Origin of the sequence: Psychromonas arctica DSM 14288 (assembly GCF_000482725.1) — a bacterium.
GTDB lineage: Bacteria > Pseudomonadota > Gammaproteobacteria > Enterobacterales > Psychromonadaceae > Psychromonas > Psychromonas arctica.
In genome coordinates, this window is the sequence record NZ_AXWP01000008.1 from 246,692 (window position 1) to 268,108 (window position 21,417).

The following is a 21,417-nucleotide window of genomic DNA, read 5'->3' on the forward strand; positions in this document are numbered from 1 at the left end:
AAAGTATAATGTTATGTCTGAAATGAGTACCGAAACATCTGAGTTATTACCTATGGAAGCACCTTTAACAGCCCCTAAGTTTGTGCATTTACGTGTGCACAGTGATTTTTCAATGGTTGATGGTTTAACTAAAATAAAGCCACTAGTTGCTAAGACTGCTGCATTAAAAATGCCAGCGCTGGCGATCACTGATCAAACTAACTTTTGTGGTTTAGTTAAATTTTATACGGCGGCACATGGTGCGGGTATTAAGCCTATTGTGGGCGCTGATTTTTGGGTTAAAAGTGAGTTATTAGGCGATCAACAGTTTCGTTTAACGGCACTAGCGATGGATGCAGTTGGTTACAAAAATATTACTGAGCTTATTTCAAAAGCATATTTACGAGGTCATGTTAAAGGTCGTGCGGTATTAGAACAATCTTGGTTAGTAGAACATCAACAGGGGGTTATTTTATTATCGGGAGCCAAAGACGGTGACCTAGGTAAAATGCTTTTAAAGGGGAATACTGCGGCGGCTGTTGAGATCACCGAATTCTATAAAAGGTATTTTCCAAACCGATATTATATCGAGCTAATTCGTACTAATCGTGTTGCTGAAGAAGATTATTTACATCTCGCCATTGATTGGGCTGCTCAATACCAGCTCCCGGTTGTTGCAACTAATGAAGTGGTGTTTGCAGACCGTTCATTATTTGATGCCCATGACATTCGTGTCTGTATTAACCAAGGGTATGCACTTGGTGATGAAAAACGCCCCAAAGATTATAGTCCTGAGCAGTATTTACGAAGTGAAGAGGAGATGTGTGAACTCTTTTCTGATATTCCCGAAGCGTTACAAAACAGTGTTGAAATAGCAAAACGATGTAATGTGACGTTACGTTTGGGTGAATACTTTCTGCCTGACTTTCCAACCGGTGATTTAGAGATCGATGAGTTTTTTTGTAAAGTATCTCGTGAAGGGTTAGAAGCTCGCTTAGATTTCTTGTTTGATAAAAATAGTAAAGATTTTGCTGAAATAAGAAAACCCTATGATGAACGCTTAGAAATAGAGCTGTCAGTTATTAACAAAATGGGTTTCCCAGGTTACTTCCTGATCGTAATGGAATTTATTCAATGGAGTAAAGATAACAATATTCCAGTTGGACCTGGCCGTGGTTCTGGTGCTGGATCGTTAGTGGCTTATGCCTTAAAAATAACCGATCTCGATCCATTAGAATTAGAGCTACTGTTTGAGCGATTTTTGAATCCTGAACGTGTCTCTATGCCCGATTTTGATATCGACTTTTGTATGGATAGACGTGATGAGGTGATCGACCACGTTGCGCAGTTATATGGGCGTGATGCGGTATCGCAGATCATTACTTTTGGTACCATGGCGGCAAAAGCGGTTATTCGCGATGTGGGCCGAGTATTAGGTCATGCCTATGGCTTTGTTGATGGTATTTCAAAGTTAGTTCCACCGACACCGGGTATGACGCTAAGTAAAGCTTTTGAAGAGGAACCTCGTTTACAAGAACGCTATAATGCGAGTGAAGACGTACGCGCATTAATTGATATGTGCCGTACCTTAGAAGGCACCATTCGTAATGCAGGTAAGCATGCCGGTGGCGTTGTTATCTCACCAACTACTATTACCGATTTTGCACCTTTGTACTGTGATGATGAAGGCCATAACCCAGTAACACAATTCGATAAAAATGACGTAGAAACAGCTGGTTTAGTTAAATTCGACTTTTTAGGATTACGTACTTTAACGATTGTGCAATGGGCTTTGGATATGGCCAATGCACATAAACATGAGCGTGGTGAAGAACCTATTTTTATTGAAAAAATAGATCTAACAGAGCCTGCTTGTTTCGAACTGTTAAAACGTTATGAAACTACTGCTGTATTCCAATTAGAGTCACGCGGTATGAAAGATTTGATCCGCCGATTACAGCCAGACTGTTTTGAAGATATGATCGCCTTGGTGGCATTATTCCGGCCAGGTCCACTGCAATCGGGAATGGTAGATAACTTTATCGAACGTAAGCATGGCCGAGAGGTGGTTTCCTATCCAGATGAAAAGTGGCAGCATGAATCCTTAAAAGAGATCCTTGCACCGACCTACGGTATTATTTTATATCAAGAGCAGGTGATGCAGATTGCACAGGTCTTGTCAGGTTATACGCTTGGTGGTGCCGATATGTTACGTCGCGCAATGGGTAAGAAAAAACCAGAAGAAATGGCTAAACAACGTGCAACTTTTGAATCTGGTGCGATTGAAAATGGGATTGATGGCGAGCTAGCCATGAAGATCTTTGATCTGGTAGAAAAGTTTGCTGGTTATGGGTTTAATAAATCCCATTCCGCGGCTTATGCGTTGGTGTCATATCAAACCTTATGGATGAAAACATTTTATCCATCTTACTTCATGGCGGCAGTAATGTCTGCGGATATGGATAACACCGATAAGGTTGTGATCCTAGTGGATGAATGTCAGAACATGGGGTTAACTCTATGCCCTCCGGATGTGAATGAAGGTTTATTTAAGTTTAACGTCGACAAAGACCTGCGTATTATTTATGGAATCGGTGCGATCAAAGGTGTTGGCGAGGGGCCCATTGATGCGATTATCGAAGCGAGAACTGAAGGCGGTAAATTCAAAGATTTATTTGATTTTTGTACACGGGTTGATTTAAAACGTTGTGGTAAACGTATTATTGAGAAGCTAATTTTAGCCGGTGCATTGGATAATTTGGGGCCACATCGTGCGGCGTTGATGGCTAATTTAAGTGATGCATTAACAGCAGCTTCGCAGTATAAGAAAGCGGAGTCATCAGGCCAAGCCGATTTATTTGGTGTATTAACCACTGACCACGATGAAATCGAACATAAGTTTTCCGTGGTTGACAAATGGCCTGAAAAACAATGGCTGAAAGGTGAAAAAGATACCCTAGGATTGTATTTGACTGGGCACCCTATTAACCAATATGAACCACATCTGCGTGCCATTAACTGTGTCAAGCTAGGTGCATTAACGGTTAATGGGCGAGGTCAAAATAGCCGAGTTTGTGGCTTAGTATTAGCAATGCGTGTGATGGTCACCAAGGCGGGTAAACGCATGGGTATTTTGACCTTGGATGATAAAAGTGCGCGTATGGATGTGACGGTTTTTGCTGACTTACTGGATCAGCATGAAGCGTTATTATTCACTGATAATATTGTGGTTTTACAAGGTCAGGTAAGTGAAGATTATTTCAATGGCGGTTTGAAAATGAATGCTCGCGAAATAATGAGCATTGACCATGCGCGTGAACGCTTTGCCAGTAAATTACGCTTAACAATTACTTCTAATGTTCTGCAACAGCAATCATTGCCGCAATTTCAATCTCGTTTAAATGAAATATTAGCGCCCGCTTCAGGTGGTTTATGTCCGGTTTTTATTAACTACCAAAATCACCAAGCACAAGTTGAAATTGAACTTGGCATTGAATGGTCTATTACCCCAAGTGATGATTTGTTATTTGAGTTGGGGCGATGGTTAGGTGAAGACAATGTGACTTTGCATTTTGATCAAGGTTGATGTTAGCAATGCAGGTAGATTTATTTACAAGTTTTGAAAAGCATTTTAGTGAGTTATTAGCTACGCTAACCGTTACTTTAGCTGAAAGTATTAATAATGATACTGAGCACATTAGCTTAGGTTCTCTTAAGCCGCGTATCGTAGTGGCGTTAAGTGGTGGTGTCGATTCCGTTGTGTTACTGCATTTATTGTTCCGTTTTCGACAGGGCGGTGTTCAACAAAGCAGTGACTATTTAACGCTGATTGCACACAATGTTAATCATGGTTTGAGTGACAATGCTGATCATTGGGCTGCTTTTTGTACTGCCTATTGTCAGCAGTTGGATGTTAAAATAATTTGCTCTCAAGTTGATATCGAAAGAAAAAGTAGAACTAGCTTAGAAGCACTGGCTAGAGATGCTCGTTATCAATGTTTTCAAGAAAAAATGCAAGAGCATGATGTGGTTGTTACTGGTCATCATCAAGATGATCAACTTGAAACATTATTATTAGCTTTAAAAAGAGGATCCGGTAGTACAGGTTTACAAGGGATCCGCCTTTTTCAAACTTTTTTTAACGGTTATTTATTACGACCTTTATTAAATTTTTCTCGACAGCAATTGATGGATTATGCTCGTCATCACCACCTGCAATGGGTTGAGGATGAAAGTAACCTAAATATCGACTTTGATCGTAACTTTATACGCCAACAAATATCACCCCTGCTAAATGCGCGTTGGCCTGCTATTGCACAGTCAGTATCGCGAACTGCTCAGTTATGTCAAGAGCAGCAAAGTTTATTAGATGAAATGGCAGAACAAGACCTAAGCCTTTGTATGGAAGAGCGTTTTACACAGCAAACATTAACTATTGCGGCTCTATCGAAATTTAGTGAAGCAAGACGAAATAATATATTACGCTATTGGCTTAAAAGTAATGGCTTACAATACCCAAGTAGCAAGCAGTTAATGGTTTTATGGGACCAAGTTGCATTGGCTCAGAGTGATAAACAACCAAAATTACAGATGCCGACGGTGGCTATTTGCCGTTATCAAGGCCAGTTATATATTGTACCTAATCAAGCCCTAAGCTTGCCAGTGCAACCTATACTGTGGTCCGGTGAGTCTATATTATGGTTGCAAGCGGGTTATTTGGGGGTCAATTTTTCGCAGGTAGATAGCTCTCTGTCAAAGCGTTACAAAGTGCAGTGCTGCTTAAGATCTCATTTGAATGCGCAGTTAACTTGCTTACCTGAAGGGCGAGATAAAAAAAGAAGTATTAAAAAATTATTACACGAATACCATGTGCCGCCTTGGTTACGTGATCAAGTGGTCTTTATTGTTGTCGATGGTCAACTGCTGGAAGCGCTAGGTTTGTGGCGATGCCAAGTGAAAGACATACCACAAATGCAGATATCACAGCGCTTTTGTTGATGCTTTATGCTGGTATAAGTTTTGATCTGCTGACTCAAATAACTGCATTGAACTGGTGCCAATTTCCCAATGGCTATGTCCTAAGCTAAATGTACAGCCTATCTCTTTTAAAATTGTATTGTTAAGTATCGCTTGATTGATACGCCTATGCACTTTAGCAACAGAGCAGTTTTCAGAGGGTTGTAATATGATCGCAAACTCATCCCCACCTAAACGAAATGGCATATCCGAAGCACGCACACTCTGTGTTAATATTCGTGCAAACTCTTTTAATACTTGGTCACCTTTGAGATGGCCGTAAGTGTCATTAATAGGCTTAAAATCATTAATATCCAATATCATTAATGACAGGCCTAGATGAGTTCGGTTACTTTGTTCAATGGCATACTGAATAGAGCTATCATAATAGGCTCGGTTACCAATATTGGTTAGATGATCCTGATAAACCATTGTATTTAACTCAGAGAACTTGAGAGCATGTTTTAAACTGGGCAATAATAATTGGTGTAACTCGGTTAATAATTTATCTTCGTCTAAGGTTAATGCAACTTCACTCTGATAAGTGATAGTGCCTAATCGAGTTGATTGTCCCATTGAGCCTAAATTAAAACTTTTGCTATAACTGTTACGTTGCATTTGCACTAAACTAAAGAAACCATGAGCAGATTGAAAACGAATATTAAAAGGGCGGATAAAGCCTGCCACCAAAGCGGCAAAATTGTTCATCATCTCTTTTAAGTCTAAGTTTTGTTGCAGTGACTCTAAACTTACGAGTTTATCTTCAATACTTAGTAAAGGTTCATTGGAAAATACAGTAAACAGCGGCGCAGTATGTTCGAAAGTACTGTGGTTTATGTTTGGTATGGTTTCCATGCGAGCTTCCTTATCTATGTCACAACTAGTATCTTGCTAAATCTGTAACAAAAACTTGTGTTACCTTTTAGCCCCTACTTTTATTTTATTACTACTATATGAATAGTATTTGAACAATTATATGCAGTATTTATGCCAACTTTGTTTGTTTGATAATTGTGCAAATAAAAAAGATCTTAAGTTGATCTTTAATAGTTTCTAATTAAAAGTTATCAAACTTAGGCTCGCATAATAAGTTGTTGTTATTTATTTTAATTACATTAAAACAAAGGTTTAAATGTTTATTTTAGTTGGATGATGGCAGGTGTTTTTTTATATGACGGCTTCATTGCAGTTATAGATCGAATGCTCAAGAATTATAGTGATATTTTTTAGCGTAATAATAAATAACATTTATTTATTATCTATCATTGTATCGTCGTGAAATTGACACCCTATAAGTCATAGTGTGTCAATCGCAAGCTGTAGGTGAATAAACGAATAGGGGGCTGATTAAACTTGAGATTGAATATGTCATTGCTATCGATTCATTATTTGTATAAATAAAATCAACCGATTAAGTCTGCATAGAAAGTACTTATTCGAGATGAGTTTACTAGAACGCTAACTAGAATTGTTGCGTTTTGTCATGGTTGGCAATTATTAACATGTTATTCTAAGTCCACAGCACTCGGTTTTATTGGGCGCCAGTAGATTACAGTAAACTCTGTTTGAGTGTAATGCGGATTATTTTTGTGAACTTTTGCTTTGAATTATTTTCAAATAAGTTGATGCCGCATTATCACAAGCTCTATATTAAGTCTGCTAGCTCGTTTATTGAAATATTTTAAACTCCGTTATTTAATGAGAAATTTATGTCTGAGAATTTATCTGAAGTCTTATTTTCTGAAAAGTTTAATGTGCAAGAAACCTCTACCTTGATAGGCAATAGTGGTTCTAAGAAAAATAAAAAATTGTATAACTCAACCATGGACGGTGAGGAAAAGGTGGGGTGGTATCGACTGCTTAAATTACTGCAATGGGCTTGGCAGGGGGTAGATATTATTGACTGCTATGAAGTGCTTGCCAAAATAAGTGCTTCTACTAATAAACGCAGTGATCCCGATTTATTAGATACCGTGGTTGGATTCCGTTCGGGTAATTGGAGCTATGAGTGGTCAAAAAAAGCCATGCAATTTCAAAAGCAGGCTAATGAACTCGTACAATACGGTCAAAAAGAACAAGCTAAAAATGCTTATTATCTCGCTTCTCAATATTATAGTGTGGCAAGTTATCCGCATCTTAAGGGGGATGAAAGCAGTATTCAGGCGCAAACGTTAGCATTCAGTAATTATCGTAAAGCTTTTGAACAGGATGAGAACGCCTTATTAAAAGAGATTGAGGTTCCCTTTAAAGGTAAAACAGTACGTTGTTATTTACATTTACCGCACGATCAAACTATCCACCCAGTGGTGATTGTGAGCGGTGGTATTGATACCTTGCAGTGTGATTTATTGCCTTTATTCGAAAAGCAGTTAAAACCCGCTGGTATTGCAATGTTAACTGTCGACATGCCAGGGGTTGGTTTCTCCAATTATATTAAATTAGAGCAAGATACTTCTAATTTACACCAAGCGGTGTTGCACCATATGGATAATGTGCCATGGGTAGATCAGTCTCGAGTTGCTTTAATGGGGATGCGTATGGGCGGTAATGCACTAAATCGCTTGGCTTATGTCGAGCCGAAACGAGTACGTTCAGTGGTGAGTGTTGGTGCCGCCGTGGGTAGTGTTTTTGATAGCTTTGATAACTTTTCAAAATTACCTCCAATGACCTTAGATTGCCTTGCTAGTCGTATGCAAATGAGCCATTCCGATGTAGCAAGTTTATATCAACTTTGTGTTCCTTTTTCACTAATTAAACAGGGATTGTTAGGGCGTAAACGTATTAATACGCCGATGCTGAGTATTGGCCATTCACAGGATATTATGTGTAATGAGCAGGACTTAAAATTAATTGCGCGGGCAAGCTATGGGAGTGAGTCTAAGATTATTGACAAACCTCCCATTTTTGACTCTTATTTGAGATCTTTAGAGTACTCTGCACAATGGTTAACAAAACATTTACAAGAGTAAGTGATATATTGAAGATATTATTGATAGCTATTAAATTATACAAGGAAGCCTCTTAACATGTCAGATACTCTCATAAAGGGACCATCACGTGGGCGATTATTCAAGTTATTTACTGATTTTGGACCTTATTTTCGTAAATTAAAGTCAGACGAAAAAACGTTCTTTTTTGATTGTTTAGAAATATGTGTTAATGATAAAAAGGAGCCAGAGGAAAGAATATTTTTAGGTTGGTGGGCTGAATTAACACGTAGTGGTAATACATTTACTTATCAGCGCTATAACGGGCTGTATGATATTGAAGGCAATTGGGTTAGCAGTAAAATAACTAAAAAAGAAATGCTACAAATTGATCAGTCATTTAATACCTTTATTGAAAATTTAACTGAAATGATTGATGTCGAAGTGGGTTATGAATTAACAGAGCAGAATAGTTAGCTATCTTTATAAGTTTTAAGCTCTCTATATTTTTGCCCCTTTAATGGGTGCAATAATGATATACTGATCAACAGCAGCTATTTAAGTTGCTGTTTTTTTTGAGCTCAATGACGGTTATTATTGGTAGATCACCTCATGTAAATTGAGCTTTTTTATTTTTCTGAAATGAAGCATAAATAAATGAACGCGAATAAAAAAACAATTGTAGTTAAATTGGGTACCAGCGTATTAACCAGCGGAACCACTAAGCTAGACCGCGCACAAATGGTTGAAATAGTTCGCCAGTGTGCGATATTGCATCAACAAGGCCACCCTATTATTGTGGTCACCTCAGGCGCCATTGCCGCAGGTAAAGAGCATTTAAATATGCCTAATATTGAGCCCACTATTGCGAATAAACAAATGTTAGCCGCAGTAGGTCAAGGGCAACTTGTTCGAGAATGGGAAAACCTTTTTAAAATATACGGGTTACATGTCGGGCAAATGTTGCTAACACGTGCAGATCTCGATGATAAAGGTCGTTTTCTTAATGCGCGTGACACACTCAATACATTATTAAAACACCGTATTATTCCATTAGTGAATGAGAATGACGCAGTGGCTACACGTGAAATAAAAGTAGGCGATAACGATAATTTGTCTGCATTAGTTGCTTTATTAGCGGATGCTGATCAGTTGATATTATTAACCGATCAACAAGGGTTATTTACTGCTGATCCGCGCAGTAATCCCGATGCAAAATTAATTACAGAAGTGACTGAAATAACAGAAGCTATTCATAACCTTGCAGGCGGAAGTGTTGGTGGGTTAGGGACTGGCGGTATGGCTACAAAAATTGAGTCTGCTACTGTTGCTAATCGAGCGGGTATTGAAGTCGTGATAGCATCAGGCCAGCGTAAAAATGTTATTTTAGATGCCGCAAATGGTCTACCAGTGGGCACAAAATTTGTGTCTGCAAATAACCGTTTAGAAGCAAGAAAAAATTGGATCTTTGCGGGCTCACGCCCTGCAGGAAAGATTGTTGTTGACCAAGGTGCAGAGCAAGCCATCGTTCATGGTGGTAGTAGTTTACTAGCAAAAGGTATTCGCTCTGTACAGTCGCACTTTTTACGTGGTTACGTTGTTTCAGTTTGTAACCATAAAGGTAAAGAGATTGCCCGCGGTATCGTGCGTTATAAAAGCGCCGACATAGAGCGGATAAAGGGTCAACACTCAGATCAAATTGAAAAAATATTAGGTTATGAACACGGTCGGGTTGTATTACACCGAGATGATCTAGTTATTTTATAATCAAGGCTCCCTTATTTTGGAGCCTGTTGAAAGGAGTAGAAATGAATTTACAACAAATAGGTCAACAAGCGAAAGAAGCAAGTTACGAGTTGGCAATCACTGATACGACTACAAAAAATGCAGCGCTTGAAGCGATTGCAGTTGAATTAGAGGCAAATGTTGCAGAAATAGTCGCAGCAAATAAAAAAGATATTGAAGCAGGTAAAGCGGCAGGACTAACCGATGCTTTATTAGATCGTTTGTTATTAGATGAAACACGCTTAGCGGGTGTTATTGGTGACTTACGCAGTGTGATTGGACTTTCTGACCCGGTGGGGGAAGAATTTGATAGTAAGTTATTAGAAAATGGTTTGAAGCTTTGTAAACGTCGCGTACCGGTTGGAGTACTAGGGGTTATTTATGAAGCGCGTCCAAATGTAACCATTGATATTGCCGCATTGAGCTTAAAAACAGGTAACGCGAGTATTTTACGTGGTGGTAAAGAAACCATTAACTCTAACTTAGTGTTAGTTAAATTTATTCAAAGTGCGTTAGAGAAAGTCGGTTTGCCAAAAACGTCAGTACAATATATAGAAAATACAGACCGTTCATTAGTAGGTGAGTTATTAAAATTAGATAAGTATGTGGATATGATCATTCCACGTGGTAACGCAGGTCTGCAAAAATTCTGTAAAGAAAACAGTACTATTCCAGTGATTATTGGTGGTATTGGTATTTGTCATTTATTTGCAGAAAAAACAGTGAATGTTGAAAAAGCATTAGCGATTATCGAAAATGCTAAAGTGCAACGTCCAAGTGTGTGTAATGCATTAGATACATTATTAGTTGAAGCTGATATTGCTGAGTCTTTCTTACCTAAACTAGCCGCACATTTATTACCGCTAGGCGTCACGTTAGTGGCGGAAGAAAAAGCGAAAGCTATTTTAGGTGATGATGCACAGCTTGCTCAAGAAGGCGACTTTTCACGTGAATGGTTATCTTTAAACTTAGGCGTTAAAGTGGTGGCTAACTTACATGAAGCTTTGATGCATATACGTGAGCATAGTTCAGAGCATTCCGATGGTATATTGACGAATGACTTTACGGTGGCGAATAAATTTATCAATGCGGTTAACTCGGCGGCGGTTTATGTTAATACCAGTACGCGTTTCACCGATGGTAGCCAATTTGGCTTAGGGGCGGAAGTGGCGGTATCAACACAGAAACTACACGCACGTGGTCCAATGGGCTTACCTGAGTTAACTACCTATAAATGGATTGGTATTAGCGATAACTTAATCCGTTCTTAGGGATGTAATACGAAGCTAAATTTTTAGCTGAAATAACTAAAAAGGGCTTGATACAATTTGTATCAAGCCCTTTTTGTTTTGTAACTACTCAGGCCGTCGCTATTTAAGCCTATTTCTTCGTTGAAAAATGCTCATTTAAACCACTAAACTGCGCTTTTTCGCCTTGAACTAAGCATAAATAGCTTAGCCCTGAGCATTTACGTTTTTATTTTGGTAAAAAGCACTCAGTTTTAATGAGTGCTGAGTAGTTACTTTGCTTTTTATTAATTAATACATTTACTTAGACTGTAACAAACAAACAAACAAACAAACAAACAAACAAACAAACATATAATTACATGCTTAGATCAGGACAGTTTTAAAATAACTACAACTAAATAACTTGTGCTTTAAACTGCCCTTTATCAAGGGTCACCTCAACTGTTTCACCAACTTTGAGTTTTGCAGGATCAGTGCTTACTTTGCCTTTTTCATCTTTAACTATTGCATAACCACGGGCTAAGGTAGCTAGTGGGCTGAAGGCATTTAGTTGTTGTATTTGATGATGTAAGTGTTGTTCAGCATTATTTAATTTTGCCGCCATCGCTTGTGTTAATTGACGTTTTAATTGTTGTTGCTTTTGCAGTTCAATATTAATGTGATGCGCAGGGCTAGCTTGCTGTAATCGATTTTTTAACTGTGAATTTAGGTGTTGTTGCTGTTGCATTTTTTGTTGCATAGCATGTTGTAAACGCAGGCTTAATTCATCTAAATTTTGTGTCTGCTGTTGTAATTTATGTTTAGGATCGTGCTGTAATAAGGTTTGTTTTAATACACTTAGCTGGTGGGTCTTATGTTGCATTCTATTCTGCATGGATTGCTTAAGACGGGCGACTAAGTTATTGAGTTGAGTAGAAACAAATGTTTTATGTTGGCTTACTAACTCCGCTGCTGCCGATGGTGTCGCAGCTCTAAGATCGGCAACAAAATCACTAATGGTGACATCTATTTCATGACCTACGGCACTGATCACTGGGAGCTGGCTATTATAAATAGCGTAAGCAACATCGGGTTCATTAAAACACCATAAATCTTCTAAAGAGCCGCCGCCACGACCGACGATTAACACATCACATTCATTACGAATATTTGCTAACGCAATTTGTGCCGCTACCGAGAACGCACTACCTTGCCCCTGTACTTGAGTTGGATAAATAACCACCTGTAAGCGCGGGTCTCTACGTTGTAATACACTCAGTATGTCATGTAAAGCTGCACCGGTTGATGAGGTAATAATTCCGACACGTTTGATAATCTCAGGTAAAGGCTTTTTTATCGCTTCAGAAAATAAACCCTGAGCTGCTAATTGGCATTTTAATGCTTCAAATTGTTGTTTTAATAATCCATCACCTTCTGGTGCCATGGTTTCTGCAATTAGCTGATAATCACCACGCGCTTCATATAAGCTTAATTTTCCGCGTACGAGTACTTGTTGTCCATGCTTGGGTGTAAAACCGGCACGGCTGTTATTACCTCTAAACATGGCGCATTTTATTTGTGCACTATGGTCTTTCAAGGTGAAATACCAATGCCCTGATACAGCGATCGTAAGATTAGAAATCTCTCCGGATAACCAAATAACCCCTAACCCTGTTTCTAACAAGGATTTCGCGGCTTTATTAAGTGAGCTTACACTGTAGATATTGCTGTTCTTTATCGCCATAACAAAAATTTTTACCAATTAAATCAGGAGCTAAATATTAACACAGTAAAAACTGTGTATAAAAACATAAATTGTATTGTACTTATCATTGTTTACGATTAAAATCCCACCGCAATATCATACCCAAGCAATTTTGGGTATATCTAAAATGCTCCCAACTATAAGTGAGATATTGCAATGCTAAGAATAGCAAAAGACGCGTTAACATTTGACGATGTATTATTAGTGCCAGCCCACTCGACTGTACTGCCAAACACTGCCGATCTAAGAACCCAATTAACTCAAAATATTTCGTTAAATATACCGGTTGTTTCTGCGGCGATGGATACGGTAACAGAGGCACGCTTCGCTATTGCTTTGGCTCAAGAAGGCGGCATGGGTTTTATCCATAAAAATATGTCTATCGAAGTACAAGCTGAGCAAGTTCGTTTAGTAAAAATTCATGAAAGCGGTGTTGTTGCAACGCCTATTACTGTTTCTCCCTCTACAACGTTAGGTGAGATCAAGGAGCTAACTGAAAAACATGGCTTTGCTGGATACCCAGTAGTTGAAGATTCAGGTGAACTAGTCGGTATTATTACTGGTCGTGATGTATTATTTGAAACGGACTTAACAAAACTTGTTTCTGCAGTAATGACCAGAAAAGCAGAGCTAGTGACTGCTAAATCAAATACTCCTCGTGATGAAATTGAAGCATTAATGCATAAACATCGTATCGAAAAAGTATTATTAACTGATGATAACTTTAAACTTAAAGGCATGATCACGGTTAAAGATTTCCGTAAAGCGGAACAAAAACCAAATGCATGTAAAGACGAATTAGGTCGTTTACGTGTAGGTGCGGCTGTTGGCGCTGGCGCAGGTAATGAAGAGCGTGTTGATGCACTAGTAGAAGCGGGTGTTGATGTGTTATTAATTGATTCATCACACGGCCACTCTCAAGGTGTATTAGAGCGTATTAAAGCAACACGTGCTGCTTATCCTAATTTAGAAATTATTGGTGGTAATGTTGCTACTGGTGATGGTGCTAAAGCATTAGTAGCAGCTGGTTGTAGTGCGGTTAAAGTAGGTATCGGCCCAGGCTCAATCTGTACTACACGTATTGTTACAGGCGTAGGTGTACCGCAAATTACTGCTATTTCAGATGCAGTTGATGCATTAGAAGGTACTGGTATTCCTGTGATTGCCGATGGTGGTATCCGTTTTTCTGGTGATATTGCTAAAGCGTTAGCTGCTGGCGCATCATGTGTGATGATGGGCAGTATGTTTGCTGGTACAGAAGAATCGCCAGGTGAAATTATTTTATTCCAAGGTCGTTCGTACAAATCATACCGTGGTATGGGATCTTTAGGGGCAATGTCTCAAGGTTCATCGGATCGTTACTTCCAATCTGATAATGCTGCAGACAAGCTGGTACCAGAAGGTATTGAAGGTCGTGTTGCTTATAAAGGTAAAGTAAAAGAAATTATTCATCAGCAAATGGGTGGCGTACGTTCATCGATGGGGCTGACCGGTTGTGCAACCATCAAAGAAATGAATACAAAAGCAATGTTTGTGAAAATCACAAGTGCAGGTATGGGCGAAAGCCATGTACATGACGTTGCTATTACTAAAGAAGCACCTAACTACCGTAGTGGTAGCTAAGTAAAGAAACGAGTTTAATGTGCAAATAGACATATAACTATTTATTAAAAACAAAAGGTTTTATTGATAAACCTTTTTGTAAATAAGCACTTAGCTCAGCTTCCTTAAGTTATAAATTAAAAGACGATATATATCGTCTTTTATTATTTTTAGAAACTGAATAAAGAAAATTAAAGGACAATATAATGAGTAAGAACATTCATGAACAGCGTATTCTAATATTAGATTTTGGTTCTCAATACACTCAATTAATCGCGCGTCGTATCCGTGAAATTGGTGTTTACTGTGAACTTTGGAGCTGGGATGTTAATGAAGAGGACATCAAAGAGTTTAATCCTAACGGTATTGTTCTTGCTGGTGGCCCTGAAAGCGTTATTGCCGAAGGATCTCCTCGTGCGCCTGAATATGTATTTACAGCTGGTGTGCCCGTGTTGGGGATTTGTTACGGTATGCAAACAATGTCTCACCAATTAGGTGGTGCGGTGATTAAAGGTGAAGGAGAAGGCGAGTTTGGTTATGCCAAAGTTGAAGTACAAGCTGAATCGGCATTCCTTAACGGTATTCAAGATGCATTATCTGCAGATGGAAAAGCATTATTAGATGTATGGATGAGCCATGGCGATAAAGTGTCTGCTATCCCTGCTGACTTCACTACGGTTGCTAATACCGCAACGTGTCAATTTGCTGTCATTGCTAATGAAGAAAAACGCTTTTATGGTGTTCAATTCCACCCAGAAGTAACGCATACCGCGCAAGGCGAAGGTATGTTACGCAACTTCGTGGTGGATATTTGTGGTTGTGAAACATTATGGACACCTGCATCAATTATTGATGATGCTGTTGCTCGAATGAAAGAGCAAGTAGGTGATGATGAAGTTATTCTTGGTTTATCTGGCGGTGTAGATTCATCTGTTGTAGCGATGTTATTACAACGTGCTATTGGTGATAAGTTAACGTGTGTATTTGTTGATAACGGTTTATTGCGTTTGAACGAAGGCGCACAAGTAATGGAAATGTTTGGTGATAAATTTGGATTAAATATCGTCCATGTTAATGCTGAACACCGTTTTCTTGAGCAAATGGCTGGCGAAAACGATCCAGAAACGAAACGTAAAATAATTGGTCGTGTTTTTGTTGAAATCTTCGATGAAGAATCTAAAAAATTAGCCAATGCAAAATGGTTAGCACAGGGCACTATTTATCCTGATGTGATTGAGTCTGCTGCTTCTAAAAATGGTAAAGCACATGTGATTAAATCTCACCATAATGTAGGTGGCTTACCTGATGATATGGAAATGGGATTAGTTGAACCTTTACGTGAACTCTTTAAAGATGAAGTACGTAAAATTGGTTTAGAACTTGGTTTGCCATATAACATGTTATACCGTCACCCGTTTCCTGGACCTGGTTTAGGTGTTCGTGTATTAGGTGAAGTGAAGAAAGAGTACTGTGATTTATTACGTCGTGCTGATGCTATCTTTATTGAAGAGTTACATAAAGCTGATTTATACCATAAAGTAAGCCAAGCGTTTGTTGTGTTCTTACCTGTACGCTCTGTGGGTGTAATGGGGGATTGTCGCAAATATGATTGGGTTGTTTCGCTTCGTTGTGTTGAAACGATTGACTTTATGACGGCTCGTTGGTCTCACTTACCGTACGAGTTAATCGGTCACGTTTCTAACCGTATCATCAATGAAATTGATGGTATCTCACGTGTTGTGTACGATGTATCAGGTAAACCACCTGCTACTATTGAATGGGAATAATCATCAATAGATAATGACTGTTTAAACTAAAGCAGTGGTTTAATATAAAAAGGTGGCTTATTAGCCGCCTTTTTTGTTTTCAACTTATTTAAGCTTTAATAAGGAAATATAATGATCGATACATTTGGTTTGTTATGCAGTGCAACCTTTATTAAAAGTCCCTTTTATAATCAACGGCCTGATCAGGCTGAAATTAGTTTACTGGTGATCCATTGTATTAGCTTGCCAGAAGGGCAGTTTGCAACAGAGCATATTAAAAACTTATTCACAGGGTGTTTAGATTGTTCCGCCGACCCTAGCTTTGTTGACCTTCAAGGTTTAGAGGTATCTGCACATTGTGTTATTCGCCGAGATGGTGCAATAGAGCAGTATGTTCCTTTTGAGCAACGTGCATGGCATGCAGGTGTTTCAAGTTTTGAGGGGATAGCTGGATGTAATGACTTTTCTATTGGTATTGAATTAGAAGGCACGGATTGCAGTCCTTATACTGAATTACAATATCAAGCCTTAGCGGAAGTGACACGACAGATACAACAACAGTATCCTTTAATTACTAACAAACGTATTGTTGGCCATAGCGACATTGCACCGGGTCGTAAAACCGACCCTGGTAGTGAATTTAATTGGCCATACTTTTTTCAATTATTAGCGTAAATAACTCCTATTAATAACTCCTATTAATACTTTTTATTAGTAATCAGTGTTAAGCCCAGACTGTCTTTTTTGAATGCTAGAGATCATAGTTAAAGTGACCAGAGCTAAGGGGATATCAAGTACATTAGAGACTTGCGAAAGTAAATTAAGATTGACTAATTCAGTAAAGCATTTGAATTGAAAGTGACTATGCAATGGGGGAGTTCATTGAAACTTCACCAATCAGAAGCAGGTTATTGCGAATTACATCTAGATAAAGACACTAGGACATTATATTTAGACAGAAGCAACACCTTGATGCGTGAAGGTGATAGCGTAAGAGAACTGTCTCTTATGGATTCTGAATCGGTATAAGTGCATATACTTTCAGACAATTCCTCTCTAGAGTTGTACATCAATAATGGTTCTGCTGTAATGTCTGCGCGTATTTTTACACCGATAACAGCCACATTATTGAGCCGCTCAGGTCAGGTTGATATTGACGTTTGTTGGATGTTAAATAAAGCGGCATCTCCTTTTGCTAACTGATTAAACGTCTCTGACAATAACAAGATTACCTTTTTATTGATAATATTTTTTAACGCTGTATTAGTGATGATTTGTCAATATTGAATTTGATTTATTTTTCATTTTTTATGGCGCGAAATATCCCGCTATTATAATACGCTTATCAAAAGCAATAATAATCCCAGATCCCCTTTTTTATTGGTTATTTTTGGCTTATATGATGTAAGTCAATAGGCTGTTTATTACTTTTAATTTAAGCTTGATTGTTTGCCTAATTAAGCGCTAAATGATCTATATTTGATATAGAAAGTGACATCTGTTTAGCACCTAAATTAAGGGAGGGAGTATGTTAAATAACGATCAACGATATATCAGCAATTTGAGTAAAGATACCTATGCCATTATTTTAGCTGGAGGACGCGGTAGTCGTTTATTTGAGCTCACTGATCGCCGTGCTAAACCCGCCGTTTATTTTGGTGGCACATTTCGTATCATCGACTTTCCTCTTTCTAATTGTTTAAATTCAGGTATTGGGCGTGTGGGTGTGGCAACACAATATAAATCACACTCTTTAATTAGTCATATACATCGTGGATGGGGGACTTTCAAGGCTGATTTATCGGAGTTTGTTGAGGTATTACCTGCATCACAACATAAAATGAATGATTGGTACTCAGGTACTGCTGATGCGGTATATCAAAATATAGAGATTATTCGCACTCACAACCCTAAGTACGTCTTAATTTTATCGGGTGACCATGTTTACCGAATGGATTATGGTAAGTTATTGATGCAGCATGTGAATAATAAGGCGGATATGACGGTGTGCTGTATTGAGGCAAGCATTGAAGACGCCGCTGGCAGCTTTGGTGTGATGACTGTCGATGAAACAGGGAAAGTGAGCGCATTTAATGAAAAGCCAAATACGCCAAATGAAATACCCGGTAAACCAGGCTTCTGTTTAGCATCAATGGGAAATTATGTTTTTAATACTGATTTCCTATTTGAGCATTTAAATAAAGATGCGTGTGATCCTAACTCAAGTCACGATTTTGGTTTAGATGTTATTCCTTCTATTATTAAAGATTACGATATATTTGCTTATCCTATTGAAGATCCAGATGCTGACAAGCAAGCTTATTGGCGAGATGTAGGCACAATAGATTCACTTTGGGAAGCCAATATGGAGTTAATAGAGCCAGAGCCGCAATTCGACCTTTATGATAGATCATGGCCTATCTTTACTTATCAAAGTCAGTTGCCTCCAGCTAAATTTATCTTTGACAATGATATTCGTCGAGGTACCGCACTCGACTCTACCGTTGCTAGTGGTTGTATTATTTCTGGCTCAACTATTCGTAAATCAATATTATATTCAAGTGTGCATACTCATTCTCACTGTTTAATCGAACAATCGGTATTAATGCCTGAGTGCGATATTGGCGAGAACTGTAAATTGTTTAGAGTCATTGTTGATGCTAATTGTCATATTCCAGCTGGATTAATTATTGGCTACGACAAAGAGCAAGATATTGCGAGAGGATTTCGTGTATCGGACAAAGGTATTACTTTGGTCACTAGTACGATGATTCACAAACTAGCGGAAGCAGAAACAAAGCATAAAGCAGAAACAAAGCATAAAGCAGAAACAAAGCATAAAGCAGAAACAAAGCATAAAGTAGAAACAAAGCATAAAGTAGAAACAAAGCATAAAGTAGAAACAAAGCATAAAGTAGAGACGACTCGTTTATCAAAGGTTTGATATTCTGCTATAGAATCTTGTTCTGTTATAAGTCATCATCATTGACGACGGTGATGACTGTTTTTTATTGGTGTTGCTTTCGTAAATTAGCTCATACAGAGTTTGTTAATGTTGGATTCATTAATGTCTCTGATCCATCCTAAATTGCTATATTTCTTAATGCTAGATTGCTTGATAGTGAGCTGGTTGTCCTGACAATTATGTATTATCCACTTACCTTTTAATGCGGTAGCTAGAATATTTATATTAGAAACATCTCACGATTCTGAACGTTACTCAATTTTTTTCCTTTATCTAATACTATTTACAATATAATAAGTTACTGGTTTTTTATTAAAATAATCCATTTCTTGATTGTAAGTTTTATAAAATAAGTACTACCTGCGATCTTCGGCGCTTTAATGACGGTGGTCTTAAGCTTTTCTCATTTAATCTCATTTAATCTCATTTAAATTTTGATCTAACTTTCTTACAGCGTTAACCATATTATGTTCCTTCGGATTGATTAACGTTGAATATGGGTGAGAGCAGGTGAATAGTAATAAATATTACTTAGGTGGCAGATGTCAAAACTGCTGCGGATATTTTTGCTACGTGGATTAAGTTAATTTTCGCTAATTAAAGTTAACTTAGAAGTAACTTATGTAAATCAATAGGTTTGATAAATCGATCAAGCAAGCTGACCCTCAATATTTTTCTTGTCATATTAATAGCTATTTAAACTGCCACTTCAATGCATATTTAAAGTTGATTTTTTTTATGAAAACTTGCTTTTAAAAGTTGGATTTGCGTAAGTCAATTCAACTGTTCAAGCATTGATTCGTATTTGCGGCATAGCTCTCAAAATGAACCGTGTAACAAGAGCTAACTCACAAAATGAACCGTGGTTTCTTTCGATTATATAATACTACAATAGTATTATATTAAATCTAAACAGAAGGAATTTGACGTGATATCGCATAAGCAGTTAGCAATTGATGCAGTTGAGTTAGTGACTCCTGCAATAGAACGTCTTTTTGATCGAACTAATCGAAAAGAGCTTCATATTGTCATTATGGATCCGACTATAAAACCGTGGGAGTCACGTTTTGAAGATGCCATTCTGTATCAATCTTCTCTGGGTAACCCTGAGCAATGGGCTATTCCATTTGATCAACTGGCTAGAAAAAAAGCACATCAAGCATGGCGAGAGGGTTGTGCAAATATGAATCTTCAAACATTGCATCCAACGTCGTTGCACCATGGTGACGTACTTTTTTATGGGTCCTTTGTATATGGCAACATTGTAGTTGCTTGCAGTGGGGTAGAGCAGTGGTTTGATATGTTAGTAAGTGGTTGGATTGCAGTGGCCATCGAACAGTTAGCAATACATGACTATCAAACTACAAAAGTAAAAAATCCAACTCAAACTTATAGAGATTAATTAATACAATTTATTTAATAGAAAGGGAATATAAAATGAAAAAGTTATTGAAAACAGCCTTGATTAGCGCCGGTTTATTAATGTCAGCAAGTTCTTTTGCTGCTGACTATCCTTCAAAAAATATACGCTTAATTGTGCCATTTGGCGCAGGTGGTGGTACTGATGCGGTAGGGCGTACATTAGCCAATAGCGCTAAAGATATTCTAGGTACAAGTATTTCAGTTATGAATCGTACCGGTGGTGCAGGAGCAGTAGGGATGAGCTTTGGTGCTCGCCAACGTGGGGATGGTTATACGTTAACAGTAGTAACTCGTGAAATAGCATCTTTGCCGCAAATGGGATTGATGCAAAACACTGCCGATGATTTTAAATTAATTCGTATGGTTAACTTAGATCCTGCGGTTATTTTAGTACCTGCCGATAGCCCATTCAACACGGTCAATGACTTAGTGGCTGAAGCTAAAAAAATGCCAGGTAAAGTTAAGTTTGCATCAACCGCTGCACCAAACTTCTACTTAATGGCTTTAGAGCAATCACAAGATATTAAACTTAATGCCGTTCCTTACAATGGTTCGTCGGAAGCAATTCCTTCTGTATTAGGTCACCACACACAAGTCACTATGGTAACGCCAGGTGAAGCGATCGCTCAATTACGCTCTGGTCAGCTTAAAGCATTAGGTGTGATGTCAGAAGAACGTATTTCTTATATTCCTGATGTAGCAACATTAAAAGAGCAAGGTATCGATGCGACCACGGGTACATGGCGCGGTATCGGTGCACCGAAAGATACACCAGATGAAATCATTGAAATCTTAGGTAATGCCTTTGACCAAGCAATGGCGTCGGCTGAATTTAAAGACTTTATGGCAAAAGGTGCAATGACAATTCACCCACTTAAAGCACAAGAGTTTACTGATTTTGTAAAACAAGATGAGAAAGTGTTAAGTCAATTTATTAAATAACCCCTACTACAAAAACCAA

General features: G+C 38.2%; 16 protein-coding genes. 14 read left to right on the top strand and 2 right to left on the bottom strand.

Features of this window, described 5'->3' with window-relative positions; genetic code table 11:
• Positions 1-13: 13 nt before the first annotated feature.
• Positions 14-3,565: a DNA polymerase III subunit alpha gene (gene dnaE / locus H592_RS0103110; RefSeq protein WP_425414380.1), complete on the top strand. Its 3,552-nt coding sequence runs from the start codon at positions 14-16 to the stop codon at positions 3,563-3,565.
• A gap of 8 nt (positions 3,566-3,573) precedes the next feature.
• Entirely contained in the window at positions 3,574-4,977 is a 1,404-nt protein-coding gene (gene tilS, locus H592_RS21405; RefSeq protein WP_169727635.1) for a tRNA lysidine(34) synthetase TilS, read from the top strand.
• Here tilS and H592_RS0103120 read toward each other — a convergent pair.
• Positions 4,960-5,850: a GGDEF domain-containing protein gene (locus tag H592_RS0103120; RefSeq protein WP_028867472.1), complete on the bottom strand. Its 891-nt coding sequence runs from the start codon at positions 5,848-5,850 to the stop codon at positions 4,960-4,962. The two genes, tilS and H592_RS0103120, sit on opposite strands and share 18 nt — an antisense overlap.
• An 854-nt stretch (positions 5,851-6,704) precedes the next feature.
• On the opposite strand from H592_RS0103120, the gene frsA reads away from it, so the two are divergent.
• From frsA to H592_RS0103140, 4 genes are all read left to right on the top strand, one after another.
• Positions 6,705-7,964 carry an esterase FrsA gene (gene frsA, locus H592_RS0103125; RefSeq protein WP_028867473.1) on the top strand — a complete coding sequence of 420 codons (1,260 nt, stop codon included), beginning with the start codon at positions 6,705-6,707 and terminating at the stop codon, positions 7,962-7,964.
• A gap of 57 nt (positions 7,965-8,021) precedes the next feature.
• The gene (crl, locus tag H592_RS0103130) at positions 8,022-8,399 is read left to right on the top strand and encodes a sigma factor-binding protein Crl (protein WP_028867474.1); all 378 of its coding nucleotides are present in this window, start codon (positions 8,022-8,024) and stop codon (positions 8,397-8,399) included.
• A gap of 180 nt (positions 8,400-8,579) precedes the next feature.
• Entirely contained in the window at positions 8,580-9,689 is a 1,110-nt protein-coding gene (gene proB / locus H592_RS0103135; protein WP_028867475.1) for a glutamate 5-kinase, read from the top strand.
• Between the two features lie 41 nt (positions 9,690-9,730).
• Positions 9,731-10,978, top strand: a complete 1,248-nt coding sequence (locus H592_RS0103140; RefSeq protein WP_028867476.1) for a glutamate-5-semialdehyde dehydrogenase — start codon at positions 9,731-9,733, stop codon at positions 10,976-10,978.
• Positions 10,979-11,351: 373 nt separating this feature from the next.
• Here H592_RS0103140 and xseA read toward each other — a convergent pair whose 3' ends face one another.
• Positions 11,352-12,680, bottom strand: a complete 1,329-nt coding sequence (gene xseA / locus H592_RS0103145; RefSeq protein WP_028867477.1) for an exodeoxyribonuclease VII large subunit — start codon at positions 12,678-12,680, stop codon at positions 11,352-11,354.
• 177 nt (positions 12,681-12,857) lie between these two features.
• Here xseA and guaB point away from each other — a divergent pair, with 177 nt between their 5' ends.
• From guaB to H592_RS0103180, 8 genes are all read left to right on the top strand, one after another.
• Positions 12,858-14,324 (top strand): IMP dehydrogenase, encoded by a 1,467-nt coding sequence (guaB, locus tag H592_RS0103150; protein WP_028867478.1) that lies wholly within the window; start codon positions 12,858-12,860, stop codon positions 14,322-14,324.
• 185 nt (positions 14,325-14,509) lie between these two features.
• On the top strand, positions 14,510-16,090 hold the full coding sequence (gene guaA, locus H592_RS0103155; protein WP_028867479.1) for a glutamine-hydrolyzing GMP synthase: 1,581 nt from the start codon (positions 14,510-14,512) through the stop codon (positions 16,088-16,090).
• A 111-nt stretch (positions 16,091-16,201) separates the two neighbouring features.
• Positions 16,202-16,744 carry a 1,6-anhydro-N-acetylmuramyl-L-alanine amidase AmpD gene (gene ampD / locus H592_RS0103160; RefSeq protein WP_051368933.1) on the top strand — a complete coding sequence of 181 codons (543 nt, stop codon included), beginning with the start codon at positions 16,202-16,204 and terminating at the stop codon, positions 16,742-16,744.
• A gap of 207 nt (positions 16,745-16,951) precedes the next feature.
• Positions 16,952-17,098, top strand: coding sequence for a hypothetical protein (locus H592_RS24530; protein ID WP_156916063.1), 147 nt, complete (start codon positions 16,952-16,954; stop codon positions 17,096-17,098).
• Positions 17,099-17,272 (top strand): GH32 C-terminal domain-containing protein, encoded by a 174-nt coding sequence (locus H592_RS24535; protein ID WP_245600356.1) that lies wholly within the window; start codon positions 17,099-17,101, stop codon positions 17,270-17,272.
• Between the two features lie 325 nt (positions 17,273-17,597).
• Positions 17,598-19,013 carry a glucose-1-phosphate adenylyltransferase gene (glgC, locus tag H592_RS21410; RefSeq protein WP_084296185.1) on the top strand — a complete coding sequence of 472 codons (1,416 nt, stop codon included), beginning with the start codon at positions 17,598-17,600 and terminating at the stop codon, positions 19,011-19,013.
• 949 nt (positions 19,014-19,962) lie between these two features.
• Positions 19,963-20,436 (top strand): hypothetical protein, encoded by a 474-nt coding sequence (locus H592_RS0103175; RefSeq protein WP_028867481.1) that lies wholly within the window; start codon positions 19,963-19,965, stop codon positions 20,434-20,436.
• Positions 20,437-20,471: 35 nt separating this feature from the next.
• Complete coding sequence (locus tag H592_RS0103180) at positions 20,472-21,398, top strand: tripartite tricarboxylate transporter substrate binding protein (protein ID WP_028867482.1); 927 nt, start codon at positions 20,472-20,474, stop codon at positions 21,396-21,398.
• The last annotated feature ends 19 nt before the right edge of the window (positions 21,399-21,417 follow it).

What these genes read in the sequence shown, in the direction of transcription:
- dnaE (WP_425414380.1), top strand. Translation starts at nt 14, where the DNA reads ATGTCTGAAATGAGTACCGAAACATCTGAGTTATTACCTATGGAAGCA.
- tilS (WP_169727635.1), top strand. Translation starts at nt 3,574, where the DNA reads ATGCAGGTAGATTTATTTACAAGTTTTGAAAAGCATTTTAGTGAGTTA.
- H592_RS0103120 (WP_028867472.1), bottom strand. Translation starts at nt 5,850, where the DNA reads ATGGAAACCATACCAAACATAAACCACAGTACTTTCGAACATACTGCG.
- frsA (WP_028867473.1), top strand. Translation starts at nt 6,705, where the DNA reads ATGTCTGAGAATTTATCTGAAGTCTTATTTTCTGAAAAGTTTAATGTG.
- crl (WP_028867474.1), top strand. Translation starts at nt 8,022, where the DNA reads ATGTCAGATACTCTCATAAAGGGACCATCACGTGGGCGATTATTCAAG.
- proB (WP_028867475.1), top strand. Translation starts at nt 8,580, where the DNA reads ATGAACGCGAATAAAAAAACAATTGTAGTTAAATTGGGTACCAGCGTA.
- H592_RS0103140 (WP_028867476.1), top strand. Translation starts at nt 9,731, where the DNA reads ATGAATTTACAACAAATAGGTCAACAAGCGAAAGAAGCAAGTTACGAG.
- xseA (WP_028867477.1), bottom strand. Translation starts at nt 12,680, where the DNA reads ATGGCGATAAAGAACAGCAATATCTACAGTGTAAGCTCACTTAATAAA.
- guaB (WP_028867478.1), top strand. Translation starts at nt 12,858, where the DNA reads ATGCTAAGAATAGCAAAAGACGCGTTAACATTTGACGATGTATTATTA.
- guaA (WP_028867479.1), top strand. Translation starts at nt 14,510, where the DNA reads ATGAGTAAGAACATTCATGAACAGCGTATTCTAATATTAGATTTTGGT.
- ampD (WP_051368933.1), top strand. Translation starts at nt 16,202, where the DNA reads ATGATCGATACATTTGGTTTGTTATGCAGTGCAACCTTTATTAAAAGT.
- glgC (WP_084296185.1), top strand. Translation starts at nt 17,598, where the DNA reads ATGTTAAATAACGATCAACGATATATCAGCAATTTGAGTAAAGATACC.
- H592_RS0103180 (WP_028867482.1), top strand. Translation starts at nt 20,472, where the DNA reads ATGAAAAAGTTATTGAAAACAGCCTTGATTAGCGCCGGTTTATTAATG.